This window comes from Micromonospora purpureochromogenes, assembly GCF_900091515.1.
Lineage (GTDB): Bacteria > Actinomycetota > Actinomycetes > Mycobacteriales > Micromonosporaceae > Micromonospora > Micromonospora purpureochromogenes.
In genome coordinates this window covers 1,305,075-1,331,435 of record NZ_LT607410.1, presented here as the reverse complement: position 1 = coordinate 1,331,435, position 26,361 = coordinate 1,305,075, and the positions used below count along the sequence as shown (strand labels likewise).

Genomic DNA, 26,361 nt, shown 5'->3' with positions numbered 1-26,361 from the left:
CGGCGGACGCCTCAGATACCGGGCAGGCGGCCGTTGCGGAACAGGTCCACGAAGAGCTGGTGGTCCTCCCGCGTCCGGACGCCGTACCCGTGCGCGAAGTCGACGAGGTGGGCGACGAAGCCCGCCTCGTCGGCGTCGACCGCCGCCACGATCGACTCCTCGGTGGAGTAGTCCACCAGGTCGTGGCTGGACTCGTCGTCGGCGACCGAGTGCATCCGGGCCACCGCCCGGCCCAGGTCGCTCAGCACCCCGGCCAGCTCGTCCGGCTCGTTGACGTCCGCCCAGTCCAGGTCGGCGGCGTACGGGGAGACCTCGGCGACGAGCTGGCCGGTCCCGTCCAGCTCGGTGAAGCCCAGCCACGGGTCGGCGTGCGCCTGCAGTGCCCGCTGCGACTCGGCCGTACGGTGGCCCTGGTGCCGGAAGTAGCCGCGGACCCGCTCGTCGTCGATGTGCCGGGCCACCGCGGGCACCTGCGCCTGCTTCATGTAGATCACGACGTCGTTCTCCAGCGCCTGGGTGTGCCCCTCCAGCAGCAGGTTGTACGACGGCAGCCCGGCCGAGCCGATGCCCACACCCTTGCGCAGCACCACGTCCTTGATCTGGGCCGCGACCGGACGCAGCCGCGCGGTGGTCTCGGGCAGCGTGGTCAGGTAGTGCTCGAAGGCCGCGCAGACCCTTTTCCGGGTGGCCGCGTCGATCTCGAACACCCCGTCACCGAGGGAGAAGCGGCGCTCGTAGTTGTCGATGGTCGTCTGCGTGGCGAGCAGGTCCACCCGGGTGTTGAGCCGGGCCTGCTGCAGCACCCGGCGCAGCACGCCGTCGGCGTTGTCCAGGGTGATCGAGCCGATCGCGTCGTCCCCGCCGGCCGCGATGGCCCGCAGCTCGGTCAGGTACGACCGGGCGAACCGGGCGACCAGGTCGCTGATCACCTGGTCGGACAGGGCCTTGGCGTAGCAGAGCAGGGCCACGCTGGCCGCCAGGCGCTTGAGGTCCCAGGAGAACGGCCCGACGTACGCCTCGTCGAAGTCGTTGACGTTGAACACCAGCTGCCCGGAGCCGTTCATGTAGGTGCCGAAGTTCTCCGCGTGCAGGTCGCCGTGGATCCACACCCGGCTGGTCCACTCGTCGAGGAACGCCTCGTCGGCGAAGTCGCCGCGCTGGTCGGCGTAGAACAGGGACGCGCTGCCCCGGTAGAAGGCGAACGGGGAGGCGGCCATCTTGCGGAACTTGCGGCGGAAGGCCGCCGGGTCGAGTGCCATCGACGCACCGAACTCCTCGGTGAGCACGTCGACGATGAAGGCGGAACGCTGCTCCGCGGACTGGGTCATGGACCGCAGGCTAACCCCCGGCCGCCAGCCGCGGCGCTCATCCGAGCGGGTCGGCCGGGTGGGCCGGGTGGCGGGTCAGGACGCCGGCGGACGGACCGGCGGGGAGGTGAGCGAGCTGACGGAGCGGGGTGGGGAGTCCGGGCGCGGCGCGGCGTCCGCCGGCGAGGCGAGCGCGTCGGGGCGGGCCACGCCGCCGATACCGGACTGCTCGGCGGCGATCTTCTCCTGAAGGCGGAGGATGCCGTGCAGCAGCGCCTCCGGCCGTGGCGGACAGCCGGGCACGTAGACGTCGACCGGGATGAGCTGGTCGACGCCCTTGGTCACCGAGTACGAGTCCCAGTACGGGCCGCCGCAGTTGGAGCAGGCGCCGAACGAGATCACGTACTTCGGCTCGGGCATCTGGTCGTAAAGGCGCTTGATCGCCGGGGCCATCTTGTCGGTGACCGTGCCGGAGACCACCATCAGGTCGGCCTGCCGAGGGCCGTGGGCGAACGGGATCACGCCCAGCCGGATGAAATCGTGCCGCCCCATGCTGGTGGCGATGAACTCGATCGCGCAGCAGGCCAGGCCGAAGTTGAAGACCCAGAGCGAGTAGCGGCGGCCCCAGTTCAGCACGAACCGGATCGGCTCGCCGAGCACTCCCGGCAGCTGCACGACCGCCCCCCTCCTGTCTCCACCGACAGTCAACCACAGGTCCGGTGGCACGCTCCGCGGCGGCGGGTTGCGCCGGAAACAGTCGGGTTCATGGCAGGAAGGGCTGCAACCTCCACCGATGGCATGGAGTGTTACCGGCGCCCAGGGCACACCGGCCCGACGGCAACGGGGAGGGGCAGTGACAGCAGTGATGGGAGCCCGCGCCAACGAACCACCGGGGACGCTCGGCGCGACGGACCGGTTGCTCCAGCCGGCGATCACCTTCGACGACTTCTACCACGCGCACTTCCGTGCCGTGACCACGCAGCTCTGCGCGTACACCGGTGATCTGGGGCAGGCGCAGGACCTGGCCCAGGAGGCGTTCTGCCGGGCGCTGGCCCGCTGGGACCGCCTGGTCCGGTACGACGATCCGGTGGCCTGGGTCCGCCAGGTCGCCTGGAACCTGGCCCGCAGCCGCTGGCGGCGGCTGCGCATCGCTCGCAGCCACCTGCTCCGGCAGCGGCGGACCGAGGCCGAGGTGGCCGGTCCGACGCCCGACCGGGTGGCCATCGACGCGGCGCTGGCGAAGCTGCCCGCCAACCATCGGCGAGCGGTCGTCCTGCATTACCTGGCCGACCTGTCGGTCAACCAGATCGCCGCCGAGGAAGGGGTGGCCGAGGGCACGGTCAAGTCCTGGCTGCACCGCGGCCGGACCGCGCTGGCCGGACTGCTCGACGAGAACACCGAGGGGGTGTGCGATGTCTGACGTCGATCCGCGACTGCGGGAGCGGTTCGCCGCGTACCGCAACGACGTGACCACCCGGGTCGCCGGTCCTGGTCCCGACCAGGCCCGGCGCACCCTGCGCCGGCGTCGCCGCACGGCGATGGTGGCCGCGGCCGCCGCGGCGGTCGTGCTGGTGGCGGCCCCGGTCGTCGCCAACGCGACGCTGAACGGCGAGCGGCCCAAGCCGGTACCGGGGCAGTCCATCGACCCGACCGCCCCGCCGACGTCGGCCCCGTCGCCCACGCCGTCCGCGACCGGGTCGCCGAGCGCGACCGCGACCGCGACGGCTGGCCCGGAGGCTCCGGACGGCCGGATCAGCCGGGCGCAGCTGCTCGCCGCCCGCGTGGACCTCCCGGACTGGCCGTCGCTGGTCCCGAAGAGCTGCACGACCTCGGACGTGCGGCTGCGCAGCAGCGCGACGGACTTTGTGCCGGTGTTGGCCGACGCCGAACTCGGCCATGGGGACGTGGACGGCGACGGGGCCACCGAGACGGTCGCCCTGGTCGCCTGCCGGTACGGCGAGGCGTCGGCGAAGCAGGTGGTCGCCTTCGACCGGGACTCCCAGGGCCGGATCGTGACGCTGGGCCGGGTCGTCCGGACCAACGACGGTTTCGACGACATCCTCGGGCTGGAGGTCAGCCCGGCCGGGTCGGTCCAGGTGCGGGTGGCCGACATCCAGCCGTGCTGCCGCACTCCGAGGTACTGGGTCCGGGACCAGGTGCGGACGTACCGGTGGAACGGGGACCGGTTCGTTCAGACCGACGGCCCGACGACGTTCGGGAAGGACCCCCGGCTCACCGACCTGAAGCTGAGCATGACCTACAAGCTGGGCGCCTTCATCGACAACGACACCCGGCAGTACCTGACCACCGTCCTGACCGTCACCAACGCCGGGCCCCGCGACGCGGAACAGATCAGCTTCTACGGGCTGGACGTGGGCGACGAGGCGGGCGGCGACTGGGCGAAGTGCAATCCGTCGCCCGCGGCGGAGGCCGACAATCCGGCGTGCCTGTTGCCCGGGGTGCCGGCCGGTGAGACCCGCCAATACACCTTCGTGCACCTGGTGCCCGGCGGGGCGCGGCAGGAGTACATGGACCCCCGGTACATCATCGTGTCGCACTGCGACGGGCAGGACCGCCAATGGCGCGACCTGGCGCAGGGCAACAACAGGGTGACGCTCCCCTTCCCGCTCTGACCGGCCGGCCGGTGCCCCGCCCCCGTTCGGGGCGGGGCACCGGCGTGTTCAGTCGCCGGTCGGCCAGGCGGGGCGTTGCAGCAGGCCGACGAACTCGACCAGCAGCCGTTCCCGCAGCGCCGGCGGGGCGGCGTCGAGCAGCGTGTTCACCGTCGCCATCCGGTCCGGCAGCGGACCGGCCCCGCCGCCGAGGCCGAGGCCGGCGGCAAGCCCGGCGATCAGCTCCGGGGTGAGCGCCGCCGGGGTCAGCGAGGTCGCCAGCGCGGCCAGTTCGGCCGGCAACCGGACCGGCCCGGCCGCCCGGGCCGCCGCGACCGCGTCGGCCAGGGCCGGCCCGAACTCCGCCACCCGGGGCGCCACCGAGGCGGTCACGGTCAGGTGCACGCTGGCCGGCAGGTCGGCGTACCGGAGCTGGGGCTGGGTGTGCCAGCCCCGGGCGGTCAGCTCGTCGACCAGCACGAAGAGGTCCAGCTCGGGGTCGGCGGTGGTGAAGCAGACCACCGTCGACTCCGGCTCGGCCATCAGCCGCAGCCCGTCGACGCCACGCACGGTGTCGGCCAGCGCGGTGACCGCGTCCCGGGTCGCGGCGGCCAGCCGCAGGTAGCCGGCGTCGCCGAGGTGCCGCAGGGTGGCGTACGCGGCGGCGATCGGCCCGCCCGAGCGGGTCGAGGCGAGCACCGGGTTGACCATCGTGTACCCGGGCCAGTCCGCGTACGCGAAGTACTGCGGGGCGCGCAGCGCCGGGTCGCGGTGCAGCAGCACCGACACGCCCTTCGGGGCGTACGCGTACTTGTGCAGGTCCACCGAGATCGAGGTGACCCCGTCGACGGCGAAGTCGAACGGCGGCACCGGCACGCCGAGGCGGCGCAGGTAGGGCAGCGTCCAGCCGCCGAAGCAGGCATCCACGTGGCAGCGCACCCCGGCCGCCGCGGCCGCCGCGGCGATCTCCGCCACCGGGTCGATGACGCCGTGCGCGTACGAGGGGGCGGAGCAGGCGACCAGCACCGTCTCCGGTCGGATCGCGGCGGCCACGTCGGCGGCCGCCGGGCGCAGCGTCCTCGGGTCGACGGGCACCGTGTCGAGGGTGACCCCGAGCAGGTGGGCGGCCTTGGCGAAGGCGGCGTGCCCGCTGGCCGGCACCACGATCCGGGGCGCGGTCAGCTCGGGGCGGGCGTCCCGGGCGGCCTTGACGGCGAGGATCAGCGACTCGGTGCCACCGCTGGTGACGCTGCCGACAACCTCCGCAGCGGTCGTGCCGGGGCCGCCGCCGAGCAGCCGGGCGGCCGCCCCGACCAGCGCGTTCTCCATCGCCAGCAGGGACGGGAAGGCGGTCGGGTCGAGCCCGTTGACGTGCGCGCTGGCGGCGTGCGCGGCGGCGGCCAGCTCATCCAGGCCGGGCACGGCGGGGTCGTAGACGTAGGCGAACAGCCGCCCGCCGTGCGTCGGCCGGTCGAGGGCCCGCAGCTCGCGGATCTCCGCCAACACCCGCTCGGCGGGTGCGCCGTCCTCGTCGATCATCGGTCGCCCTTTCCGTCGGGGTCCAGGGTCCAGCCGCGCAGCAGCAGCACGCCGAGCCCGACCAGCAGGGCGGGCAGCACGGTGAAGCCGAGCAGCACGCCGAGCCGGGCCTGGTCGGACTGGGCCGCCGCGGTGCCGGTGTCGGAGGAGACGTAGCCGGAGATCTGGAGCACCAGGCCGTAGAGGCCGGGGCCCAGCGCCAGCCCGAAGGTCTCCCCCGCCGTCCACAGGCCGGTGAAGACGCCCGCCTGCCGGCGGCCGGTCCGTGCGGTCTCGTGGGCGACGCAGTCCGGCAGCAGGGCCAGGGCGAAGACCTGCTGACCGGCGTACCCGACGCCGAGCAGCGCGACCACCGCGTAGACGGCGGCGGCGGGCAGCGCGGGCGCGGCGACCAGGGCCAGCGCCCCGGCGGCGAGCAGCAGCGAGGCGGCGACCAGGGCGGTCCGCTTGCCGAGCCGGGCGCCAAGCCGGGACCACAGCGGCATCACCAGCAGCGCCGGCCCGACGAAACAGGCGAAGAGCAGGGTCGGCCCGTTCTCCGGGTCGCGCAGGATCTGGTCGGCGAAGTAGCTGACCCCGGCCAGGATGGTCGCCACCCCGGCCGACTGGATCACGAAGCAGAGCAGCAACGCCCGGAACGGCCGGTTGCCGGCGGCCACCGCGAGCTGGGCGCGCAGCGTCGGCTCGGTCTCGGTCACCGCGCCGGTCGCGACCGCGCGGGTGCCGAGGAAGGCGCCGACCGCGCCGAGGGCGATCAGCGCGGCGACGAAGAGGCCCATCCACCGGTGCCCGGCGAGGCCGTCGCCGGTCGCGGTCACCACCATCGGGGCCACCGCGCCGGAGACCAGGATGGCCAGCGCCAGCACCGCGATCCGCCAGGTCATCAGCCGGGTACGCTCCGCGCGGTCGCCGGTCAGCTCGGCCGGCATCGCCACGTACGGCACCTGGAAGAAGGCGAACGCGGTGGCGGCGGCGAGGAAGGCGAGCGCCACGTACGCCCCGGCGGCGGGACCGGCGCCGAAGGGCGCGGCGAAGATGGCGGCGAAGAGCACCGCGAGGGCCAGCCCGGCGCCGAGCAGCCACGGCCGGCGCGGCCCCCAACGGGAACGGGTGCGGTCGGAGAGCCGCCCGGCCACCGGGTTCACCAGCACGTCCCACGCCTTGGGCAGCAGCACCAGCAGGGCGGCCACCCCGGCGGCCACGCCCAGGGTGTCGGTGAGGTACGGCAGCAGCAGCAGCCCCGGCACGGTGCCGAACGCGCCGGTGGCCAGCGAGCCGAGGGCGTAGCCGGCGTGCACCCGGCGCGGCAGCCGGTCCGATCGCCGCGCCCCGCTCGGGCCGGCAACCGAGGGGTCGGCTTCAGCCGGCGGCGCGTCCATGGGGCCGAATGTTACTCACGTTATGGCCGGGGTCACATTCCCTCTTCCGGCCACCAGCTCGCCGCCGACATGTCCACCCCGGCGGCCCGCAACGGGCAGCCCTCGGCCCGCAACCGCGCCCGCGCCTCGACCTCGTGACCGGGCGGCAGCCGGCCGGCGGAGGTCACCACCCGGTGCCAGGGCACCCCGCCGCCGTGCCGGGCCATGATCGAGCCGACCAGCCGCGCGGAGGCCCGGCCCGAGCGCTCGGCGAGGGCGTCGGCGACCGCCCCGTACGACATCACCCGGCCCGGCGGGATCCGCTCGACCAGCGCGAGCACCGCCTCGACGTACTCCTCAGGCGTCATGACCGGCCACGATGTGACTCCCCGGCACATCAGGTGCGCCGGCTTCTCGGGGCGCGGGACCGACCCGACGGGCAAGCCCTGCCCGGTGGATATTGATCGCACCGACAACATCAGCATTGGCCAGATAGCCACAACTGATGCATGCGAAGCGAGATTGGCTGACGCGATTCTCCGACGCGCAGTGCCCGCAGGCGGGACACGTACGCGAAGTGTTGCGAGGGTTGACTGCCACGATCGTTCGCCCGGCACTCTCAGCCTTGGCGGACAGAATTGACAGGAAAGCAGCCCACCCCGCGTCCAGAATGGCTTTGTTCAGGGACGCCTTGGCCCTGACGTTGATGCCGGGCTGGTCCCGGCTGCCCCCAGCCGAGCGAACCATGTTCGATACAGGCAGGTCCTCATGAGCAATCAAATCGTAGTGTTTGACCAGCTGAAGGGCTGTCTTGTGGGCGTGGTCCAAGCGTTGCCGCCTCACCTTGCTGTGCAAGCCGGCGAGACGTTCACGAACCTTCCGCCGTCTGTTCGACCCACGTTGGCACCGACCGAGCGCCCGCTGCGCTTCTGCCAATCGGCAGCGGGAGGCGTCGAGGCAGCGTGGGTTCTCGACATGCTTTCCCTCTGAGGTCGTCAAAAAATGCGTCAAGCCCATGTCGATGCCAACTACGCCGCCGGTCGGCGGCAACGGCGTGGTGGGCACCTCGTCGCACGAAAGTAGCAGAAACCAACGTCTACCCTCTCGCTTTACGCCGACCGTCTTCACCTTGCCCTGGATTGTTCGATGGGCATGAACACGAATATGCCCGATTGCCTGCAGATAGACCCGGAACCCACCAGTGTCCGGGGCTGAGTCCCACCGGCAACCGTCACGATCTTTGGGCCACTCAACCGAGTTGAATCGGCCGATGCCCTTGAAGCGGGGATGGCCAGGGCGGTGGTCCGCCTTGACACGCTCGAAGAAACCGCGCATGGCCTTGTCGAGACGACGGAGGGTCGCCTGCTGGGATGAGAACGACCATCGTCCCTGACCACAGGGATCGCCGCTCCGGATCTCCTTCAACTGCGCCGACTGATCCGTGTAGCGGATGCAGACGCCCGCTCGCCGGTAGGCCTCTCTACGCTCTGCCAGAGCCGCGTTGTAGATCTGCCGGTGGTCCTCCAGACACGCCGTCAAGGCGGCCGCTTGCCGTTTGGTCGGCCGCAGCAGGAACTTGTAGGCCCGTCTCACCGCCGTGAGCCCAGCCGACCCGCCCAACCAATTGAGATCGGCACCGGCCACAGGGAGAGCCCTCGGCAGCTCACCTGGCGAATGCAACGTGATCCCCATCCAGCCGGCATACCGAGAACATAACGACCCACCCTGACAGAAACGTCCGGCGCTCCGCAGCACCCCGCAGTCCCGGGAGAACGGCATGTCATCCAATGTGTGGGAAGCCTGCTGGGTCGCGCGGACCCGACCGCGCAGAATGGGCGGGTGCGCGAAGCAGTCACCCAGGCCCGGCGGATCGTCGTCAAGATCGGTTCGTCCTCGCTGACCACCGGCGGCGGTGGGCTGGACGACGCCCGGGTCGACGCCCTGGTGGACACCCTCGGCGCGCTCGCCGCCCAGGGGCACGAGGTGGTGCTGGTCTCCTCCGGCGCGATCGCCGCCGGCCTGGCCCCGCTCGGGCTGGCCCGGCGTCCCCGCGACCTGGCCACCCAGCAGGCCGCCGCGAGCGTCGGGCAGGGCCTGCTCATCGGCCGGTACGCGACCAACTTCGCCCGGCACCGGCTCACCGTCGGCCAGGTGCTGCTCACCGTCGACGACGTGACCCGGCGGGCGCACTACCGCAACGCGTACCGGACCCTGCGCAAGCTGCTCGACCTGCGCGCCGTGCCGATCGTCAACGAGAACGACACGGTCGCCACCGAGGAGATCCGCTTCGGCGACAACGACCGGCTGGCCGCGCTGGTCGCCGCCCTGGTCGACGCCGACCTGCTGGTGCTCCTATCCGACGTGGACGCGCTCTGGACCGGGGACCCGACCCAGCCGGGCAGCACCCGGATCACCGAGGTGCGCGGCGAGGCCGACCTGGCCGGCATCGACATCGGGGGCGCGGGCCGCTCCGGCGTCGGCACCGGCGGCATGGTCACCAAGGTCGAGGCGGCCCGGATCGCCACCGGCTTCGGCATTCCGGTGGTGCTGACCGCCGCGCCGCTGGCCGCCGAGGCGCTGGCCGGCGAGCCGGTCGGCACCTTCTTCCACCCCAGCCGGCGGCGGCCCGCGGCCCGGCTGTTCTGGCTCGCGCACGCCACCGCGCCCCGGGGGCGACTGCACCTCGACCCGGGGGCGGTGCAGGCGGTGGTGGGGCGGCGCAAGTCGCTGCTGCCGGCCGGGATCACCGCCGTGGACGGCGCGTTCACCGCCGGCGACCCGGTCGACCTGGTGGACGCCGAGGGCGCGCCGGTGGCCCGGGGGCTGGTCAACTACGACGCGGTGGAGCTGCCGGGGCTGCTCGGCCGCTCCACCGGAGAACTCGCCGCGGCGCTCGGCCCGGCGTACGAACGGGAGGTCGTCCACCGCGACGACCTCGTGCTGCTGTGAGGAGTGGACGGATGAGCGTCGTCGAGCAGGCCCGCCGGGCCCGGGACGCGGCGGGCGAGCTGGCGGTCGCCACGCGTACCGCCAAGGACGCCGCGCTGCACGCGATGGCCGACGCGCTGGTGGCCCGTACGCCGGAGATCCTGACCGCGAACGAGGCGGACCTGGCGGCGGGGCGCGAGGCCGGGCTGAGCGTGGCCGTGCTGGACCGGCTGGCGCTCGACGCGGGCCGGGTGGCGGGCATCGCGGACGCGCTGCGCCAGATGGCCGCGCTGCCCGACCCGGTGGGCGAGGTGGTCCGCGGCTCGACCCTGCCCAACGGGCTGGAGCTGCGCCAGATCCGGGTGCCCTTCGGGGTGGTCGGCATCATCTACGAGGCCCGGCCGAACGTGACGGTGGACGCCGCCGGGATCTGCCTGAAGTCCGGCAACGCCGCGCTGCTGCGCGGCTCCTCGTCGGCGGCGCACTCGAACGCGGCGCTGGTCGCCGTGCTGCGGGACGCGGTCGCCGGGGCCGGCCTGCCGGCGGACGCGGTGCAGCTGCTCGACGCCACCTCGCGCGACTCGGTCAAGGAGCTGATGCGGGCGCGCGGGCTGGTCGACGTGCTGATCCCGCGCGGCGGCGCGTCGCTGATCCGCACCGTGGTCGAGGAGTCGACGGTGCCGGTGATCGAGACCGGGGTGGGCAACTGCCACGTCTACGTCGACGCCGCGGCGGACGTGGCGAAGGCGGTGGCGGTTGCCCTCAACGCGAAGACCCAGCGGCTGTCCACCTGCAACACCGCCGAGTCGCTGCTCGTGCACGCGGACGTCGCGGACGCCTTCCTGCCGCCGGCGCTGGCCGCCTTCGCCGAGGCCGGGGTGACCGTGCACGGCGACGACCGGGTGGCCGCGTTCTCCGCCGCGGTGGTGCCGGCCACCGACGAGGACTTCGCCACCGAGTACCTCTCGGCGGACATCTCGGTGGCCGTGGTCGACTCGCTCGACGCGGCGGTCGCGCACATCCGCCGCTACGGCACCGGGCACACCGAGGCGATCCTCACCGACTCCGCCTCGGCGGCTCGGGAGTTCGTGGCCCGGGTGGACGCGGCGGCGGTGATGGTGAACGCGTCGACCCGGTTCACCGACGGCGGCGAGTTCGGCTTCGGCGCCGAGATCGGCATCTCCACCCAGAAGCTGCACGCCCGCGGCCCGATGGGTCTGCCCGAGCTGACCTCGACGAAGTACGTGGTCACCGGGGACGGGCACCTGCGCGGCTGACTGTCCGGGATGGACGGGCGTACGCGGGGGTGCGCGGGGCCGCTAGTCTGAGGCCGGTTCGGCACGGCTTGTCTGGGGAGGCGGCATGCTGGGCGAGAGCGCCCTGGAAGAGCAGTTGGCGCAGGCGCGTGCCGCGCTGCGCGAGGTGAGCCGCACCGTCACGCCCCGGGAACGGGTCGAGTCGGTCGGCGAGGCCGACGACGGTCGGATCCGGGTCACCCTCGGCACCGACGGGCGGGTCAGCGCCGTCGACCTCGACCCCCGGGTGCTGCGCGAGGGGGCGGAACACCTCGCCGAGGAGCTGCGCCGGGCGGTGAACGCGGCGCTCGACGGGCGGGACGACCCGGCCGCGGCCGAGCCGATGCCGGACCTCGCCGCGATGACCGCCACCGTCGAGCGCCTGCAGGACCAGGGCCTGCGCCAGATGCGCGAGATCAGCCAGGCCATCAGCGAGACCATGCGCAAGATCCAGCAACGGAGCTGACGATGGAGAACCTCGAGGTCGACATCGACGCCCTGCGCCGCGGCGCGGACGAGCTGGCCCAGGCCAAGGAGGAGGTCCGGCAGGCCTTCGAGGCGTTCCAGGGCGCGCTGGGCAGCTACGCGCAGGCCTTCGGCGGCGACGAGATCGGCATGCTGGTCGGCGTCGCCCACCAGGCCTGTGTGGACGCCCTGACCGAGTGCCTCAGCACCAACGTCGCCGAACTGGAGAGCTACGCCGACGGCCTGCACGGGATGGCCGAGAACTACCGGTCGATCGAGGAGGACGTCACCGCCTCGTTCCGCTCGATCCTCGGCTCGCTGGGCGGCTGAGCCCTCCGCACGTACGAAAGGAGTCGCCGTGGGCCTGACGCTTCCGGGCGAGCTCGCGTCCCTGCTCTCGATGATCGGGTACGACTGGCCGGAGTCCGACGAGACCGGGATCTTCCAGCTCGCCGGCGAGTGGACCGGGATGGCCGACCGGATCAACGGCTCGGTCGCCCGGTTGGACTCGGCGGCGCGGACGGTGCTGGAGACCAACCGGGGCGAGAGCATCACCGCCTTCGCCAGCGAGTGGAACGACAAGGAGTCGGCCGCCCGCAACATCGCCGACGCCACCAACCCGACGAACGTGATCGCCATCGGGCTGATGGCCGCGGCGGGCGTGGTGCTGGCCCTGAAGATCCAGGTGATCATCCAGCTGATTCTGCTGGCCATCCAGATCGCGCAGGCGATCGCCACGGCGGTGGCCACCTTCGGCGCGTCGCTGCTGGAGATCCCGATCTTCAAGATGATCACCGGGCTGATCGTCGACCAGCTGATCGGGCTGGCGGTGGACACGGTGCTCAATGGCTAAGAAGCGGACCAGCCCGCCCCGGCAGGCGCAGGCCAAGGGCGCCAAGATCGTCTCGGCGTACCTGGAGAACGCCGACGTGTTCCGCACCGCCAAGACGGCCGGGACCAAACCGAATGGCCCGGCGGTCCTGGTGCTGCGCAACCGGCCGGATTTCCACAAGCGCGACTTCGAGCGGAAGGCCAGGGACCTGGTCCGGCTCGGCCAGGAAGGCCGGCTGAGCAAGGCGAAGTCGGACCGGACGGCCAACAACGTCTACCACCGGGGAGGCCGAGGGACCAGGCCGGGCACCCGGACCCGCACCAACGTCTTCCGGGACCGGGTGACCCGCCGGCTGACCAGGAACAAGCGACTGACCCAGCAGCACGGCACCCGGGACACCAACCAGTACGTGGCCAACAAGGACCTCGTCGACCGCCTCTACGACGGCCGGGGGCCGATCACTGCGCGGGGCCAGGGACTCGACCCGGACCACGTCCACGAGCTACAACTCGACGGAAAGGACGAATACGCTAACCTCAGGCTGATGGACGCCTGGACCAACCGCGAGATCGGCCGCGAGATCTCCGTGGCGTTGCGCGACGTCCCCGAGGGCACCCCGGTCATCGTGAAGGTCCTGCCATGACCCGGCCGGATCCCGCCGTCCTCGCCCGGATCGCCGAGAAGTTGGAACTGCTCACCCGGGTCGAGTCGGAGCACGGCTTCGGTGTCCGCATCGACGGGCCGGCGCCGCTGGAGCCGATCGCCGACCTGCCCGGCGTTGCCGAGGTCTACAGCCTGTTCCAGCGCTTGGAGGGCGACAGCTTCCGGTTTCACGCGCCGAAGGAGATCCTGAGCCCGCAGGCGTGGGAGGAGTACGAGGTCAACCCGAACGATCCGATGGGCAGCCCGCTGATCGTCGGCTACGAGATGGACAGCGTCCCCCGCGGCCTACGCGCCGAGATCCGCGGCGGCGATCCGATCTACCTCGACCTGGAAGATCTGGACGTGTACTACATGGAGTCCAGCGCCTACGTCTACCAGTACGAGCACCCCGACGAGGACGTCGAGTTCACCGTTATCGCTCCCGATGTCGCCACCTTCTTCGACGAGCACGTGCTCGGCCCCCGCTACCCGGAGCTGACGGCCGTCGTCCTCGGCCCCGCCGCTCCCGAGCAACGGCTGCGCAAGGGCCGGCACACCGGCGAGTACGCCGACAACTGGCGGCGCCTGCTGATCGCCGCCGGCCTGTCCTCCTGAATCCCCCGTCGACCCGAAGGACCGTCATGGCAGCTGATCCCCGGTTCACGGCACTGTGGAGCGAGGACGAGCTCATCCCGTACCCGCGCGAGGCGTGGCTGGAGGGTGGGTTCAGCCCCGACCTGCTCCCCGCCGGCGATGAGATCCCGCTCGACGTGGCGGTCGTCTACACCGCCTTCCTCGAAGGCGACATCGAGCTGTACGACACCATCCAGCTCAGCACCGAGGACGGTTCGCTGGACGTCCGGCTGATCGTGGTGGGCGCGGTCGCCGACAACCCGGACCTGCTCTACGTGCTGGACCCGCGCAACGGCGAGATCCTCCAGTTCGACCTGGACCAGCAGGACATCCAGGGCGTCAACAGCAGCTTCCGCACCTTCATCGAGTTCCTCTACCAGTTCGCGCTCTTCGTCGAGGCGGACGAGGGCAAGGCGGGCCGGGCCGAGCGGGCCGAGACGCTGCGGATGGTGCTGGAGAGCATCGACCCGGCCGCGTTCGCCCCGGACGGTTGGTGGCCGCTGGTGATCAGCCAGTTGAAGTGACCGTCCGGCAGGCCCGGATCGCCCGCAGCGTGGTGTGCACGTCGAACTGGTGACCGTCGTCGCTGTCCCAGCCGCCGTCGCTGCGCTGGGTCTCGGCGAGCCGGCGGCGGGCCGAGACCAGCAGCCACTGCTCCTCGCCCACCTCGACGCGGCGCAGCGTCGCGGCCAGCCAGGCCACGTCGGCCGGGGACATCCGCGGGATCCGCTCGGCCAGCACCGCCTGGATCCGCGCCGACTCGTAGTACATCTCCTGCCGGTGCAGCACGGCCGCGCTCAGCCAGCCGGCGGGCAGGAAGGACGGCCAGCCGCCGTCCGGGGTGAGCTGCGCGGCGACCGCGTGCGCCGCCGCCTGCACCACCCCGGCGTACGCGCCGCCGACACGGTGGTCGAGCGGGCCGGCGGCGCGGGCGTCCAGGCCGGCCACGGTCAGCCAGAACCCGGCGTTGGCGGTCAGGTAGAACCGGGCCTCCGGATCGCCCGGCCGGGCCCACTCCGGGGCGAGGCCGGCCAGCGACGGGTCCTCGTCCCAGCCGCCGTCGGGCAGCTGGCGGGCGGCGAGCCAGTCCAGCGCGTGCCGGGCCGCCGGGCGGCCGAGGGCGCCGAGGTCGTCCAGCTCGGCCAGGCGGAAGCAGGTCGCGTCGACGGAGCCGACGGCACCGTCCAGGACGGCCGGCCAGCCGCCGTCGGGCGTCTGCCCGGCCTCGGCGGCGTCGAGCAGCTCGACCGGCACCGGCGCGCCGGTGCGCAGCCGGGAGAGACGGGCGCGGTCCACCGCATCCCCGTGCGCCACGACGAAGCCGATAGCGGCGTCCATGTCCACCACGGCGGTCACGCTACCTGCGCAAAGATGATCGCGCCTCGGTGGATCGGCCGAGGCCGGGGCGGGTGAGTGGCCCGCCGCCGGCCCCGGCCGTCGCTCAGTACGCGGGCAGCGAGGGATCGATCTGCTTGATCCAGGAGAGCACACCACCCTGGACGTGCACCGCGTCGCGGAACCCGGCCGCCTTGAGGGCGGCGAGCGCCTCGGCGGAGCGGACGCCGGACTTGCAGTGCAGCACGATCTGCCGGTCCTGCGGCAGCTTCGCCAGCGCCTCGCCGGAGATGATGTCGCCCTTGGGGATCAGCGTGGCGCCGGGGATGCGGACGATCTCGTACTCGGCGGGCTCGCGGACGTCGACCAGGAAGATGTCCTTGCCGGCGTCCTGCCACTCCTTGAGCTCCAGTGCGGTGATGGTGGCGTCGACCACCGCCTCCTGCGCCTCCTCGGAAACCGCGCCGCAGAAGTCCTCGTAGTCCTCCAGCAGGTCGGTGACCGTCGGGTTCTCGCCGCAGAGCACGCAGTTCGGGTCCTTGCGAACCTTGATCTTGCGGTACGACATCTCCAGGGCGTCGTAGACCATCAGCCGGCCGACCAGCGGCTCGCCGATGCCGGTGAGCAGCTTGATCGCCTCGTTGACCTGGATCGAGCCGATCGACGCGCAGAGCACGCCGAGCACGCCGCCCTCGGCGCAGGACGGGACCATGCCGGGCGGCGGGGGCTCCGGGTAGAGGCAGCGGTAGCAGGGGCCGTGCTCGGCCCAGAACACCGACGCCTGGCCGTCGAAGCGGTAGATCGAACCCCAGACGTACGGCTTGCCGAGCAGCACCGCGGCGTCGTTGACCATGTAGCGGGTGGCGAAGTTGTCGGTGCCGTCGACGATCAGGTCGTACTCGGCGAAGATCTCGCGGACGTTCTCCCGGTCCAGCGCGGTGTTGTGGATCCGCACGTTCACCAGCGGGTTGATCTCGCTGATCGAGGCCGCGGCGGACTCCGCCTTCGGGCGGCCGACGTCGGAGACGCCGTGGATGACCTGCCGCTGGAGGTTGGACTCGTCGACCGTGTCGAAGTCGATGATGCCGAGCGTGCCGACGCCGGCCGCGGCGAGGTACAGCAGGGCGGGTGAGCCGAGACCGCCGGCGCCCACACAGAGCACCCGGGCGTTCTTCAGCCGCTTCTGGCCCGTGACCCCGACGTCCGGGATGATCAGGTGGCGCGAGTAGCGGCGGATCTCGTCAACGGTCAGCTCGGCGGCGGGCTCGACGAGCGGGGGCAGCGACACGGTGGACTCCCCGGGATCGGCTGGTGGCGAACCGCGCCATTGTCGCTCGCCGGAGGCCCGGTCGGCCATGAGCAGTGACACGTAGCCCGACATGCGGGAGCGGGAATAACTCAGACACCGGGGACGAGTGCGCCCTCATGGCGCACCCCGTCGACGTACGGCCAGGCGTTGGCGACGCAGCCGTCCAGCCCGTACGTCTGCTGCTGCATGACCGGGGCCGGCACGCCGGGGCCGGGGCAGGCCTGGTGCTCCTCGCCCAACTCGTGGCCGACCTCGTGGTTGACCACGTACATCCGGTAGACGGCCAGCGGGGCACCGTAGTCGGGCACCGCGTCCATCCAGCGGGCCAGGTTGATGATCACCTGACCGGGCAGCCGGCAGGAGGTGTACCCCTCGGTGCTCAACCCGCCCTCGGCGCACAGCCGCTCGGAGGTGGCCGGGGTGGCGAGGTAGACGGTGAAGTCGGCGGCGGCGGCCTCGGGCACCCGCTGCACCCGCAGTTCGCCGGAGGCGATCCAGCTGCGCCGGTCGGCGAGCGCCTCGTCCACGGTGTCGGCGAAGAGGTCTGCGTCCTGCCCGGTGCCCTCCTCGACCGCCACCCGGTAGCGGCGCAGCGGGCCGCCGTACCCGCGCACCGGCGAGCGGCCGTCGGCGGCGGCGAAACGACCGGAGCCGTCGGTCGGGTACGCGGTGGGCGCGGGTTGCTCGCCGAAGCCGTGCGCCCGCGAGAGCCCGGCGGACGCGGGCACGGACGGCCGGTCGTCGGTCCGGACCAGAGCGACGCCGGCCACGGTCGCGCCGAGCGCCACCAGGCCGAGCAGGGCGGCACGCCGCCGGCGGCGGCGCATCCGGACCAGCCCGGGTCGGGTGTCGCCGGCAGGGCGGACGGCGGGGTCGGCGGATTCCGGTTCGCCACCCTCGGCGAGTGGGGAGAACGGGGTCACCCGATCAGCATGGCAGACTAATCGGGCATAAGGGCGCTTTTACCGCTGATTACGTGAGCATGTTTCAGAGCGCGCGGCGGGGCTCAGACCGGACGGCCGGTGTACCGCCGCCCGTTGAGGTACGGCCACTGGTTGGCGGTGCAGCCGTCCAGGAAGAGCGACTGCTGCTGCATCACCGGCGCCGGCCGGCCCGGCCCCGGGCAGCGCTCGTGGTGGTGCCCCAACTGGTGGCCCGCCTCGTGGTTGACCACGTAGGTGCGGTAGAGCGACAGCGGCACACCGGCCCGCACGAAGTGCGGCACCGAGGTCCGCCACCGGTCCAGGTTGATGATCACCTTCCCCGGCGCCCGGCACGACGTGTACGGCCGGCCGCCCACCCGGATGTCCACTCCCCCGGCCCGGCACATCCGCCCCGCCGTGGTCGGCGTGGCCAGGTAGATCGTGAAGTCGTACGCCTCGCCCGCCGGCACCCGGCGCAACCGCAGCCGCCCGCTGTCCACCCAGCTCCCCGGCCCGGCCAGCGCCGCCTGCGCCTCGTCGGAGAAGGCGTGCACGTCCTCACCGGAGCCGTTCTCCACCGCCACCCGGTACCGCTGCACCGGGCCGCCCCGCCCCAGCACCGGACCGGCCCGGTCGTCGTACCCGAAACTGCCCCGCCCGGCGGACGGCACCGGGCCCGCGAGCAGGAGCAGCGGGGCCGTACTGGTCACGGACGGGCTCGGGGTGACCACCGGCAACGGCGACGGGGTGAGCGGCGTGGCGGTCGGCCGGGGAGCCGGCGTCCCGGCGGCGAACGTCTCGGCCACGGCCCCGGGACGGCCGGCGGAGAGCGCCGCGCCCGCACCGACCACCACCGCGAGCATCGCCAGCAGCAGGACCGTCCAGCGACGGCCTGCGCCGGGCGCGCGGCGGCCACGGTGGGTCGCACGCGCGCGCCGGTGATCGTGGGGGAGGTACTCGGGCATCGGGGGTCAGCCTGCCATGTCGGAGCGCCTCCCGGCCTCCTCCGTTTCGGCGAGCAGGTGCAGAACCGCCCGGGCCACCGTGCGCGGTACCTCCACCTGCGCCACGTGGCCGACCCCTTCGAGCATCATCAGCCGGCTGTCCGGGATCGCCCGGGCCGCCTGCGGCGCCACCCGCACGTCCACCAGCTTGTCCTGCAGGCCGCCCACCACCAGCGTCGGGGCCTGCACGGACGCGGCGATCCGCCACATCGACCCCGCGCCCGGCAGGTACGAGCGCAGGAAGCTGGAGACCAGGCCGCGGAACGTCCGGACGTACGCGGCGGCGTAGTGCGAGGCCTCGTAGCGCACCCGGATCTCCTCCAGCGCCTCCTGCCGGCGCTGCTCGCTGATCCGGCTCAGGTCGGCGAAGCACGCCTCCAGCACCTGCTGGGCCATCACCTCGGGGGCGAGCTGGGCCAGCCGCCAGGCCGCCAGCCACTCCCCGCGCGGGATGGCCAGCAGCGGCAGCATCCGCCCCTGCAACGAGCGGCGGAAATCCAGGAACGGCAGCGCCGGGGAGACCAGCGTGAGGGTACGCACCAACTCCGGCCGCAGCCCCGCCACGTGCACCGCGATCGCCCCGCCCAGGGAGTTGCCGAACAGGTGCACCGGCCCCCGGTCGGAGTGCTCGATCCAGCGGACCACCCGCTCGGCGAAGGCCGGGATCGTGTAGCGCCGCCCCGGCTCGCTGCGCCCGAACCCGGGCAGGTCGATGGCCTGCCCGTCGAGCCGGTGGGCGAGCAGGCCGGCCAGGTCCGTCCAGTTCTGCGACGAGCCGCCCAGCCCGTGCACGTAGAGCGCCGGCTCCGCGTCCGCACTCGTGGCCGGGGTGTCCCGGACGTAGGTGACCGTGCCGTCGAGGCGTACCTCCCGGCCCGGCCAGGGCGGCGGAACATGGTGCGGGGGCAGCAGGTGCTCGGGCCAGAGGGCGGCTCGCTTCATGCTTCCCAGTGTGCCCAGCACGACCCGCCGGCGAACAGCGCGCCGCTCAGGCCAGCAACGCCTCCAGGCGCCGGTTGACGGCGGCCAGCCTGGCGCGGACCACCGCCTGCCGGGGATCACCGGCGACCAGCGCGGAGCCGGCGAGCTGCTCGACCCAGCCGTCGCAGACCAGCAGCACCACCACAGTGGCCACCTCACAGTTGCCGAACGGGACCACCGCGGCGTGCTCGACGAAGCACCGACCGCGCTCGGGGGTGCCGTCGGCGCCGCGCAGCAGCTGGTCCACCGCCGCCGCGGCGGCGACCGCACAGAGCCGCAGGACGTACCCGTCCACGGCCGGCCCGGTGGAGTTCCCGGCCGCCTGCTCGCCGCCGGCGAGCAGGCGCACCTCGACGGTGGCGTCGAGGCCGAAGGTGCTCACCTGGACGTGGTCGATCACCACCCGCGGCCCCGGCGCGCCGCCGGTGTCCAGCGGTCGGGAGGGCGCGGTCTCCGTCGTGGTCATCTGCCCGCCGGAGTACGAGGTGCCGAGCGTGGCCGGGCTGCCGGTGGCCGGCGGCGCGGAGGCCGCGCTCGCCTCCTCCACACTGGCCCGGCCCCGGTGCGCGGAGACCTGCCGGCGCCGGCGGGGCACCCCCTCGACCGTGCCCGGGTAGTCCTCCACCCGGCCGGGCGCGGGGGCGGTGGCCGCCTCGGCCGTCGGGCGGGCCCCGGGCGACTGGTCGGCGACGCCGCGCCCGGTGCCGGCGGGCGCGCGACCCGCACCGGACGGGTCGGCCGGACGGGACCGCCTCGACGGGCCCGCCCCCGGCTCCTGCCGGCGCAGGTCGCCGGGGCGGGACTCCGTGTCGCGCGGCCGGGCCGGCGCCTCGCCGGGGCGCGGCTCGGCGCCCCGCGGCTCGGGCGTTCGGGTCTCGGGCGCGCGGGTCTCGGCGGAGCGGCGGCGCAACGGTGCCGGGGCGGGGGTCGTGCCGGGCAGGTTCTGCGGAGCGGCGGCCAGCCCCATCCGCTCCTGGAGCAGTCGGGCCACCATCCGGCTCACCTCGGCCGGGTCCGCCCCGTCGGCGAGGTCCAGCCGGAGGCTGTGCGCGCCGGCCGGGGTACGGCGCAACGCGGCGTCGCGCACGCCGGCCACCTCCCGCACGGCGTCCAGGATGGCGTTGACGTCGAAGCCCTCCGGCCGCTCCCGCAACGGGGCGGGCTCGTCGTCCCGGCGCAGGTGGGTGGCGATACGGGCGAGTTCCGGGGTCTCGGCGGGTGGCTCCACGGCTGGCGGCTCCGGCACAACGGGCACGTCCGGCTCGGCGGGGACGCGCTGCGGCAGCACCACCGCGCCGGGCTCCGACGTCCCGTCCTCCACGGCCGGCTCGGCCGGAGGCGCCGGATCGGGTGCGGAGCGGCGGGCCGCGTAGTGGGGTGCGCTCGTCGGAGCGGGCGCGGAGGGAGTGCGGTCCAGGCGGCGTGGCCCGCTCGTGGCGGGGTCCGCCGCGGCGCCGGGACCGGTGGGAGTCGGCTGGTGGCCGGGAAGCTCCGCCGGGGCGCTCGCGGTCTCCGCCGGCACGGACCGGAGCCGGAACGGCCGGTCGGCCCGGTCGATGGTCGGACTGCTGTCAGCGGCCGGCGCCTGGGCGGGGGCGGGCGGCGCGCTGTAGGGGGCGGTCGTGCCGGCCGGAGGAGCGCTCCGGGGCGCGGCGGCCGGCGCCTCGACCGGCGGCACGGCAGTGGGCGTCTCGCCGTAGGACCGGGTGCTCGCCGCTGCGCCGGACGTCTCGCCGTAGGAGTCGATGCTCGGTGCGGCGCCGGACGTCTGGCCGTAGGGGCCGGTGCTCGGTGCGGCGCGGTAGGAGCCGCTGGTCGCCGACCGGCCGTACCACCCCGTGCTCGGTGCCGATCCGTAGGACCCGGTGCTCGGTGCCGAACCGGAGGAGTCGGTCCCCGGTGCCGAAGCGGAGGACCCGGCGGTCGGTGCCGCGCCGTACGAGCCGGCCGTCGGTGCCGAAGCGGATGACCCGACCGACGGCGCCGATCCGTAGGAACCGCTGGCCGGTGACGTGCGGTAGGCCCGATCCGCCGGGAGTTCGCGGTGCGGCCCGGCGGCGGGCGGGGCACTGGCGGGCGGGGCGCTGGCGGGGGCTACGACCGGGGGCGCGCTGGCGGGCGCGGCGGCCGGCGGGGCGCTGCGGGGGGCGGCGGAGGGCGGCGGGGCGGATCGGGAACCGGCCCACCCGGCGGCTCCGTCCACGGCGGACCGATCCGGCGCCGGTCGGTCGGTCGACGCTTCCCGGTCGGCCCGGGCCTCCCGGTCGGCGCGGGTCGGCTCGTACGGCCGGGGCTCCTCGGACCGCACCGGCTCGAAGGGGCGGGCGGGCTCGGCCGGGACCGGCTCGTACGGCCGGGCCGGCTCGGCGCGGACCGGCTCGTACGGCCGGGCGGGCTCGGCCGACCGCTCCGGCGTCCGGTCGGGCCGGGACCGGCGGCTGGTCGGCGGCTCGTCCTCGCGCGCCCACGGCGGCGCCCAGCCGCCGCCCCAGCTCGGCCGGTTCCAGCTCGGGCCGGACCAGTCCGGTTCGTCGGCGGGACGATGGCCGGCGTAGGGCTGCTCGGCGTGCGGGTCCGGCTCACCGCGCCCGGCGGCCGCCTCGTCACCGCCGCGGGCACCGGTCGACTCGTCCGGTGAGCCGGCGTGCGGACGGTCGGCCCGGGCGCCGGGCACGTCGGGCGGGAACTCGTCGGCCTCGGCCCGGTCGGCCTGGCCACGCTCCGGACGGGGCGCGTGGAAGCCCGGCGGGACCTCGAAGCCGGAGGCGGCGGTGCCGACCGGCGGGACCTGCACGGCCGGTGGCGCGGACGTGGGCAGCCCCCCGTCCGCCCAGCGGCCGAGCCGGGGTGGCTCCTCCGAGGAGTGCCGCGCGGCGGCGTCCGGGTCGGCCGACCCGGCCTGCTGCTCGGTCGAGGGCGCCGGCCGCTGCGCCGGTACGACGAGTCGGTCGCCGTCGGCGTCCCGCCGCAGGTCAGCGCCGAAGCGGGGGGCGTCGGCGGGCGGGGCGCTCACCGGGGACGGTCGGCCGCGCGGCTCCTCGCCGGGGTGGCCGACGCCGTTGAGGTGGGCGCGCCCGTTGCGCGGCGCGGGGTCGGGCTCGGGGTCGGTCAGCGGCGCCGGCAGGTCGCCGTGGCGCGCGGAGGAGGCGGCCCAGCCGGTTGCCAGGTCGGGCCGGTGCCAGGGGGCGACGGTGTCCCGGTACGCGGGGGCGTCCGCCCCGCCGGACCACCCGGTCGCCGGGGGTGCCCACCCGCTGACGGAACGGGCCAGGTCGTCCTGCTGACCCGTCCCGTCACCGTGCTCTCCCGGGGTGGCGGCACCGGGTTGCCCTGTTTCACTCACCGCGCGCTCCTTGGTCGCCCTCGCTGAGGCTACCGTGTGGTGACAGTGGCGATAAGTTACAGCGGCGGGCCAATTCCGGGACCGGGGTACATGCCCCGGACCGGTACGGGATAAAAGTGCCGGCTCGTAGGAAGAAACTCGGAGGTTCCCATGACCGCTGTGGGGAACGGTGCGCAGACCGCCGGCCGGCCCACCAGGCTGCCCCGCTCGGCCCGCCGTAAGCAGCTGCTCGCGGCAGCGCAGGAGGTGTTCGTCGCGCAGGGTTACCACGCTGCCGCGATGGACGACATCGCCGAGCGGGCGGGGGTCTCCAAGCCGGTGCTCTACCAGCACTTTCCCGGCAAAATGGAGCTCTACCTGGCGCTGCTCGACACGCACTGTGACGCCATGGTCGCCAAGGTGCACGACGCGATGCGCGGTACCAGCGACAACAAGGAGCGGGTCGGGGCCTCGGTCCGCGCCTACTTCGACTTCGTCGACCACGAGAGCGAGGCGTTCCGTCTCGTCTTCGAGTCGGACCTGCGCAACGACCCGGCGGTGCGGCAGCGCGTCGAGCGGGTCGAGCAGGGCGCCATCGCGGCGATCACCGACACCATCATCTCGGACACCGGCGTCAGCCGCGAGCACGCCGAGCTGCTCGCCTCCGGTCTGGTCGGGGCGGCCGAGACGGCCGCCCAGTTCTGGCTGGCCGGCGGTCGCCAGGTGCCCAAGGCGGAGGCGGAGGCGCTGGTCGCGGCGCTGTCGTGGCGTGGGATCGCGAGCTTCCCGCTGCAAGGTGAGTCAGCCTGAACATCCGGCCCCGAGATCGGATAGCCTTCCCAACGGCGGCTCTTTCGCCCACCTGAGGAGGCACAGTGGAGGTCAAGATCGGCGTGCAGTACGCGCCGCGCGAGCTGGTTCTGGAGAGCGCGCAGTCGCCGGCCGAGATCGAGCAGATCGTGACCGACGCCTTCGGCAAGGACGAGGGGACGCTGTCCCTGACCGACGAGAAGGGCCGGCGGGTCATCGTGCCGGTCAACAAGGTCGCCTACGTCGAGATCGCCGAGGCGTCCCCGCGGGCGGTCGGGTTCACCGTCCGCTGATCCGGTCCGGCCACCGCGGCGGGTGCGCCCGCCGCGGGCCGGGCCCGACCGGGCGGGTCAGTTGTTCAGCCCGACGGCGGCCATCCGGGCGGTGTGCTTGGCGGTGAGCCGGCGGAACGTCGCCTGCACGTCCGTGCCGTCCCGCGCGATCAGCGCGGTCAACGCGCCCCGGTCCGCCGCCGCGACCCGGCCCGCCTGGGACAGCGCCTCGCCGACGAGCCGCCGCGCCCACATCGACAGCCGGTTGGCCACCCGCGGGTCGGCCCCGATCGCCGCGCGCATCTCGGCCGCGGCGAACTCGGCGTACCGGGACTCGTGCAGCACGTCCAGCACGAGCTGCCGGTCCGGTTCGTCCAGCGTGTCGGCAATTTCGCCCAGGAAGTCGTCCGTGATCGCGTCACCGACGTACGCCTTGGTGACCGCCTCCAGCCAGTCCTTCGGCTCGGTCGAGTCGTGGTACGCCTGCAACGGCCCGACATACGGCGCCATCGCGTCGTCGGGTGACACCCCGAGCGCGGCCAGCCGGTAGGCGAGGCGCCGGTAGTTACCGATCTCGGCGGCGGCCATCTCGCTCAGCGCGGCCCGGCGGCGCAGGTCGGGGGCGAGTCGGGCGTCGGCGGCCATCCGGTCGAAGGCGAGCAGCTCGCCGTAGGCGACCAGGCCGAGCAGGTCGACCACGGCCTCGGATGTTGTCGGGGCGGACACGAGCGCAGGGTACCGCCCAAACGGGCACACCGAGACCCAAAAACAGTGACGCAGGTCACAAATGACACCCCCGGCGAAGTGCCGGTCACCGCGCTCGGGGACGCGCGCAGGGTCGCTCGGGTAGTATGGAGCAGTTGCCGCGGGCGCCGATCTGATCGAAGTCCTGCCTGCGGCGCGCGTGCGGCCCGGTCCGGCTCGGCGAATCCGCCCCCGACCGCGTGGCCCGCGCCAAACCGAACGCGCCCTGAGGACAAGACGGGGCGCACCACGAGAGGGCACCCCCAGATCCAGATGAGCGAACAGATTCTCGAAGAGCTGGGTGGCCACGAACTGGCCCCCACCGCCCCGGTCCGTCCGGAGGCCCCCACCTTCGCCGCGCTCGGTGCGCGGCCCGAGACCGTCGTGGCCCTGGCCGCGGCGGGCATCACCCGCGCCTTCGCGATCCAGGAGTACGCGATCCCGATCGCGCTGCGCGGCACCGACATGATCGGCCAGGCGCCGACCGGCACCGGCAAGACCCTCGGCTTCGGCGTACCGCTGCTGGAGCGGGTCTTCGCGCCGGGCGAGGGCAGCGACGGCGTGCCCCAGGCACTGGTCGTCGTCCCCACCCGCGAGCTGGGCATCCAGGTCGCCAAGGACCTCGCCGCCGCGGGCCGGACCCGGGGCGTCCGGGTGCTGCCGATCTACGGCGGCGTGGCGTACGAGCCGCAGATCGACGCGCTGCGCAAGGGCGTGGAGATCCTGGTCGGCACGCCCGGCCGGCTGATGGACCTGCAGAAGCAGAAGCACCTGCGGCTCGACCGGGTGCGCGCGCTGGTTCTCGACGAGGCCGACCGGATGCTCGACCTGGGCTTCCTCGACGACGTCGAGAAGATCCTGGCGATGCTGCCGGAGGACCGGCAGACCATGCTCTTCTCGGCCACCATGCCGGACCCGATCGTCACGCTCTCCCGGCGCTTCCTGCGCCGTCCGATGACGATCCACGCCGGGCACACCGCCGAGACCGGCCCGTCGCCGCAGACCCAGCAGCTGGCCTACCGCACCCACTCGATGAACAAGGTCGAGATCGTGGCCCGGATCCTCCAGGCCGAGGGGCGCGGACTGACCATGATCTTCACCCGGACCAAGCGGGCCGCCGACCGGGTGGCCGAGGACCTCGACTTCCGCGGCTTCGCGGTCGCCGCCGTCCACGGCGATCTGGGTCAGGGCGCCCGTGAGCGGGCACTGCGGGCGTTCCGGGCCGGGAAGATCGACACTCTGGTCGCCACCGACGTGGCGGCCCGGGGCATCGACGTCAGTGGCGTCACCCACGTCATCAACTACGACTGCCCCGAGGACCAGGACACCTACACCCACCGGATCGGTCGTACCGGCCGGGCCGGGGCCACGGGCGTCGCGGTGACCTTCGTCGACTGGGACGACATGCCCCGCTGGCGGATCATCGACAAGACGCTCGGCCTGGAGATGCCGGAGCCGCCGGAGACGTACCACACCTCTCCGCACCTCTACACCGACCTCGGCATCTCCACCGAGATCACCGGCACCCTGCCGACCGCCGAGCGGACCCGCGCCGGGCTCTCCGCCGAGGTCGAGGAGGACCTGGGCGGCCGGCCACGGCGCGGCGAGAGCGGCCGGGGCTCCCGGCGCGGCGACAGCCGTGGCGAGGGCCGTGGCGAGGGCCGTGGCGAGAGCCGTGGCGAGAGCCGTGGCGAGGGCCGGGGCCGGGGCGAGCGCCGGGGCGGCGGTCACTCCGACGCCGGCACGTCGGCCGCCGACGCGCCGGCCGACGCCGCCGCCGAGGAAGGCACCCGCACCCCCCGCCGCCGGCGTCGTCGCCGGGCCGGCGAGGCGGTCGCGGGCGAGTCGACCGCGGCGGTCGCCACCGACACCGGCTCCCCGGAGCCGGCCGTGGCCGCCGTCGAGGGCGAGTCGTCGAAGCCGCGCCGTCGCCGGCGCCGCCGTGGCGGCTCCGGTGCCGGTACCCCGGCCGAGGCGATCGCCGACTGACCGCTGCGACACCCGACGTCCCCCGCACCGTTCACCGGTTCGGGGGACGTCCCCTTTTCCG

Annotated in this window: 26 protein-coding genes; 13 read left to right on the top strand and 13 right to left on the bottom strand. The window is 73.8% G+C overall.

The genetic code is table 11. The features are described from left to right. Window positions 1-11 precede the first annotated feature (11 nt). Both GA0074696_RS06190 and GA0074696_RS06185 read right to left on the bottom strand, forming a co-directional pair. Window positions 12-1,328: a DUF2252 domain-containing protein gene (locus tag GA0074696_RS06190; RefSeq protein WP_088960213.1), complete on the bottom strand. Its 1,317-nt coding sequence runs from the start codon at window positions 1,326-1,328 to the stop codon at window positions 12-14. Window positions 1,329-1,403: 75 nt separating this feature from the next. After that, on the bottom strand, window positions 1,404-1,982 hold the full coding sequence (locus tag GA0074696_RS06185; RefSeq protein WP_088960212.1) for an NADH-quinone oxidoreductase subunit B: 579 nt from the start codon (window positions 1,980-1,982) through the stop codon (window positions 1,404-1,406). 190 nt (window positions 1,983-2,172) lie between these two features. Here GA0074696_RS06185 and GA0074696_RS06180 point away from each other — a divergent pair, with 190 nt between their 5' ends. Then, window positions 2,173-2,727: a SigE family RNA polymerase sigma factor gene (locus GA0074696_RS06180; protein ID WP_088960211.1), complete on the top strand. Its 555-nt coding sequence runs from the start codon at window positions 2,173-2,175 to the stop codon at window positions 2,725-2,727. After that, window positions 2,720-3,940 (top strand): hypothetical protein, encoded by a 1,221-nt coding sequence (locus GA0074696_RS06175; RefSeq protein WP_088960210.1) that lies wholly within the window; start codon window positions 2,720-2,722, stop codon window positions 3,938-3,940. The genes GA0074696_RS06180 and GA0074696_RS06175 overlap by 8 nt, the downstream gene beginning before the upstream one ends. Window positions 3,941-3,988: 48 nt before the next feature. Here GA0074696_RS06175 and GA0074696_RS06170 read toward each other — a convergent pair whose 3' ends face one another. From GA0074696_RS06170 to GA0074696_RS06155, 4 genes are read right to left on the bottom strand one after another with little or no spacing between them, the layout of a single operon-like run. After that, entirely contained in the window at window positions 3,989-5,458 is a 1,470-nt protein-coding gene (locus tag GA0074696_RS06170; protein ID WP_088960209.1) for a pyridoxal phosphate-dependent decarboxylase family protein, read from the bottom strand. Continuing rightward, window positions 5,455-6,837, bottom strand: a complete 1,383-nt coding sequence (locus GA0074696_RS06165; RefSeq protein ID WP_088960208.1) for an MFS transporter — start codon at window positions 6,835-6,837, stop codon at window positions 5,455-5,457. Before GA0074696_RS06165 ends, GA0074696_RS06170 begins: the two co-directional genes overlap by 4 nt. A gap of 32 nt (window positions 6,838-6,869) precedes the next feature. Further along, entirely contained in the window at window positions 6,870-7,184 is a 315-nt protein-coding gene (locus tag GA0074696_RS06160; RefSeq protein WP_088960207.1) for an MGMT family protein, read from the bottom strand. Further along, window positions 7,174-8,508, bottom strand: coding sequence for an RNA-guided endonuclease InsQ/TnpB family protein (locus GA0074696_RS06155; RefSeq protein ID WP_197700816.1), 1,335 nt, complete (start codon window positions 8,506-8,508; stop codon window positions 7,174-7,176). Before GA0074696_RS06155 ends, GA0074696_RS06160 begins: the two co-directional genes overlap by 11 nt. A 147-nt stretch (window positions 8,509-8,655) precedes the next feature. On the opposite strand from GA0074696_RS06155, the gene proB reads away from it, so the two are divergent. The 8 genes from proB to GA0074696_RS06115 all read left to right on the top strand — a co-directional run bounded on the left by proB (window position 8,656) and on the right by GA0074696_RS06115 (window position 14,135). Continuing rightward, window positions 8,656-9,765 carry a glutamate 5-kinase gene (gene proB / locus GA0074696_RS06150; RefSeq protein WP_088960206.1) on the top strand — a complete coding sequence of 370 codons (1,110 nt, stop codon included), beginning with the start codon at window positions 8,656-8,658 and terminating at the stop codon, window positions 9,763-9,765. Between the two features lie 11 nt (window positions 9,766-9,776). Continuing rightward, entirely contained in the window at window positions 9,777-11,021 is a 1,245-nt protein-coding gene (locus GA0074696_RS06145; RefSeq protein ID WP_088960205.1) for a glutamate-5-semialdehyde dehydrogenase, read from the top strand. Window positions 11,022-11,106: 85 nt separating this feature from the next. Continuing rightward, entirely contained in the window at window positions 11,107-11,505 is a 399-nt protein-coding gene (locus tag GA0074696_RS06140) for a YbaB/EbfC family nucleoid-associated protein (RefSeq protein WP_088960204.1), read from the top strand. Window positions 11,506-11,507: 2 nt separating this feature from the next. Continuing rightward, entirely contained in the window at window positions 11,508-11,834 is a 327-nt protein-coding gene (locus GA0074696_RS06135) for a WXG100 family type VII secretion target (protein ID WP_088960203.1), read from the top strand. Window positions 11,835-11,862: 28 nt separating this feature from the next. Next, window positions 11,863-12,357 carry a WXG100-like domain-containing protein gene (locus tag GA0074696_RS06130; RefSeq protein ID WP_088960202.1) on the top strand — a complete coding sequence of 165 codons (495 nt, stop codon included), beginning with the start codon at window positions 11,863-11,865 and terminating at the stop codon, window positions 12,355-12,357. Next, window positions 12,350-12,979 (top strand): hypothetical protein, encoded by a 630-nt coding sequence (locus GA0074696_RS06125; RefSeq protein ID WP_088960201.1) that lies wholly within the window; start codon window positions 12,350-12,352, stop codon window positions 12,977-12,979. The genes GA0074696_RS06130 and GA0074696_RS06125 overlap by 8 nt, the downstream gene beginning before the upstream one ends. Continuing rightward, entirely contained in the window at window positions 12,976-13,593 is a 618-nt protein-coding gene (locus GA0074696_RS06120) for a hypothetical protein (RefSeq protein ID WP_088960200.1), read from the top strand. The genes GA0074696_RS06125 and GA0074696_RS06120 overlap by 4 nt, the downstream gene beginning before the upstream one ends. Before the next feature lie 26 nt (window positions 13,594-13,619). Continuing rightward, window positions 13,620-14,135 carry an SUKH-4 family immunity protein gene (locus GA0074696_RS06115; protein ID WP_088960199.1) on the top strand — a complete coding sequence of 172 codons (516 nt, stop codon included), beginning with the start codon at window positions 13,620-13,622 and terminating at the stop codon, window positions 14,133-14,135. On the opposite strand, the gene GA0074696_RS06110 is transcribed toward GA0074696_RS06115, so the two are convergent. The 6 genes from GA0074696_RS06110 to GA0074696_RS32520 all read right to left on the bottom strand — a co-directional run bounded on the left by GA0074696_RS06110 (window position 14,119) and on the right by GA0074696_RS32520 (window position 20,841). Beyond that, the gene (locus GA0074696_RS06110; protein WP_088964386.1) at window positions 14,119-14,949 is read right to left on the bottom strand and encodes a prenyltransferase/squalene oxidase repeat-containing protein; all 831 of its coding nucleotides are present in this window, start codon (window positions 14,947-14,949) and stop codon (window positions 14,119-14,121) included. The genes GA0074696_RS06115 and GA0074696_RS06110 overlap by 17 nt on opposite strands. A gap of 103 nt (window positions 14,950-15,052) precedes the next feature. Continuing rightward, the gene (gene moeZ / locus GA0074696_RS06105) at window positions 15,053-16,303 is read right to left on the bottom strand and encodes an adenylyltransferase/sulfurtransferase MoeZ (protein ID WP_407940599.1); all 1,251 of its coding nucleotides are present in this window, start codon (window positions 16,301-16,303) and stop codon (window positions 15,053-15,055) included. A 41-nt stretch (window positions 16,304-16,344) separates the two neighbouring features. Then, entirely contained in the window at window positions 16,345-17,178 is an 834-nt protein-coding gene (locus GA0074696_RS06100; protein ID WP_231925278.1) for a DUF3152 domain-containing protein, read from the bottom strand. Window positions 17,179-17,261: 83 nt separating this feature from the next. Further along, a complete protein-coding gene (locus tag GA0074696_RS06095; protein WP_231925277.1) occupies window positions 17,262-18,143 on the bottom strand; it encodes a DUF3152 domain-containing protein in 882 nt (293 codons plus the stop codon). Between the two features lie 6 nt (window positions 18,144-18,149). Continuing rightward, window positions 18,150-19,124 (bottom strand): alpha/beta fold hydrolase, encoded by a 975-nt coding sequence (locus tag GA0074696_RS06090; protein ID WP_088960197.1) that lies wholly within the window; start codon window positions 19,122-19,124, stop codon window positions 18,150-18,152. 46 nt (window positions 19,125-19,170) lie between these two features. Beyond that, window positions 19,171-20,841: a hypothetical protein gene (locus GA0074696_RS32520; protein WP_407940598.1), complete on the bottom strand. Its 1,671-nt coding sequence runs from the start codon at window positions 20,839-20,841 to the stop codon at window positions 19,171-19,173. A 1,815-nt stretch (window positions 20,842-22,656) separates the two neighbouring features. Between GA0074696_RS32520 and GA0074696_RS06080 the strand changes: the two genes are divergently transcribed. Together GA0074696_RS06080 and GA0074696_RS06075 are read left to right on the top strand one after the other, a co-directional pair. Beyond that, window positions 22,657-23,295, top strand: coding sequence for a TetR/AcrR family transcriptional regulator (locus GA0074696_RS06080; protein WP_088960195.1), 639 nt, complete (start codon window positions 22,657-22,659; stop codon window positions 23,293-23,295). A 65-nt stretch (window positions 23,296-23,360) separates the two neighbouring features. Further along, a complete protein-coding gene (locus tag GA0074696_RS06075; protein ID WP_088960194.1) occupies window positions 23,361-23,588 on the top strand; it encodes a DUF3107 domain-containing protein in 228 nt (75 codons plus the stop codon). Between the two features lie 57 nt (window positions 23,589-23,645). Here the strand turns inward: GA0074696_RS06075 and GA0074696_RS06070 are convergent, their stop codons facing one another. Then, window positions 23,646-24,293, bottom strand: a complete 648-nt coding sequence (locus GA0074696_RS06070; RefSeq protein WP_088960193.1) for a ferritin-like fold-containing protein — start codon at window positions 24,291-24,293, stop codon at window positions 23,646-23,648. A 291-nt stretch (window positions 24,294-24,584) separates the two neighbouring features. Between GA0074696_RS06070 and GA0074696_RS06065 the strand changes: the two genes are divergently transcribed. Then, window positions 24,585-26,300 carry a DEAD/DEAH box helicase gene (locus tag GA0074696_RS06065; RefSeq protein ID WP_088960192.1) on the top strand — a complete coding sequence of 572 codons (1,716 nt, stop codon included), beginning with the start codon at window positions 24,585-24,587 and terminating at the stop codon, window positions 26,298-26,300. The last annotated feature ends 61 nt before the right edge of the window (window positions 26,301-26,361 follow it).

Excerpts from the sequence above, each read along its gene's own strand:
- GA0074696_RS06190 (WP_088960213.1), bottom strand. The coding sequence starts at position 1,328 with ATGACCCAGTCCGCGGAGCAGCGTTCCGCCTTCATCGTCGACGTGCTC.
- GA0074696_RS06180 (WP_088960211.1), top strand. The coding sequence starts at position 2,173 with ATGGGAGCCCGCGCCAACGAACCACCGGGGACGCTCGGCGCGACGGAC.
- GA0074696_RS06175 (WP_088960210.1), top strand. The coding sequence starts at position 2,720 with ATGTCTGACGTCGATCCGCGACTGCGGGAGCGGTTCGCCGCGTACCGC.
- GA0074696_RS06170 (WP_088960209.1), bottom strand. The coding sequence starts at position 5,458 with ATGATCGACGAGGACGGCGCACCCGCCGAGCGGGTGTTGGCGGAGATC.
- GA0074696_RS06165 (WP_088960208.1), bottom strand. The coding sequence starts at position 6,837 with ATGGACGCGCCGCCGGCTGAAGCCGACCCCTCGGTTGCCGGCCCGAGC.
- GA0074696_RS06160 (WP_088960207.1), bottom strand. The coding sequence starts at position 7,184 with ATGACGCCTGAGGAGTACGTCGAGGCGGTGCTCGCGCTGGTCGAGCGG.
- GA0074696_RS06155 (WP_197700816.1), bottom strand. The coding sequence starts at position 8,508 with ATGGGGATCACGTTGCATTCGCCAGGTGAGCTGCCGAGGGCTCTCCCT.
- GA0074696_RS06145 (WP_088960205.1), top strand. The coding sequence starts at position 9,777 with ATGAGCGTCGTCGAGCAGGCCCGCCGGGCCCGGGACGCGGCGGGCGAG.
- GA0074696_RS06140 (WP_088960204.1), top strand. The coding sequence starts at position 11,107 with ATGCTGGGCGAGAGCGCCCTGGAAGAGCAGTTGGCGCAGGCGCGTGCC.
- GA0074696_RS06135 (WP_088960203.1), top strand. The coding sequence starts at position 11,508 with ATGGAGAACCTCGAGGTCGACATCGACGCCCTGCGCCGCGGCGCGGAC.
- GA0074696_RS06125 (WP_088960201.1), top strand. The coding sequence starts at position 12,350 with ATGGCTAAGAAGCGGACCAGCCCGCCCCGGCAGGCGCAGGCCAAGGGC.
- GA0074696_RS06120 (WP_088960200.1), top strand. The coding sequence starts at position 12,976 with ATGACCCGGCCGGATCCCGCCGTCCTCGCCCGGATCGCCGAGAAGTTG.
- GA0074696_RS06115 (WP_088960199.1), top strand. The coding sequence starts at position 13,620 with ATGGCAGCTGATCCCCGGTTCACGGCACTGTGGAGCGAGGACGAGCTC.
- GA0074696_RS06110 (WP_088964386.1), bottom strand. The coding sequence starts at position 14,949 with ATGGACGCCGCTATCGGCTTCGTCGTGGCGCACGGGGATGCGGTGGAC.
- moeZ (WP_407940599.1), bottom strand. The coding sequence starts at position 16,303 with ATGGCCGACCGGGCCTCCGGCGAGCGACAATGGCGCGGTTCGCCACCA.
- GA0074696_RS06095 (WP_231925277.1), bottom strand. The coding sequence starts at position 18,143 with ATGCCCGAGTACCTCCCCCACGATCACCGGCGCGCGCGTGCGACCCAC.
- GA0074696_RS06090 (WP_088960197.1), bottom strand. The coding sequence starts at position 19,124 with ATGAAGCGAGCCGCCCTCTGGCCCGAGCACCTGCTGCCCCCGCACCAT.
- GA0074696_RS06080 (WP_088960195.1), top strand. The coding sequence starts at position 22,657 with ATGACCGCTGTGGGGAACGGTGCGCAGACCGCCGGCCGGCCCACCAGG.
- GA0074696_RS06065 (WP_088960192.1), top strand. The coding sequence starts at position 24,585 with ATGAGCGAACAGATTCTCGAAGAGCTGGGTGGCCACGAACTGGCCCCC.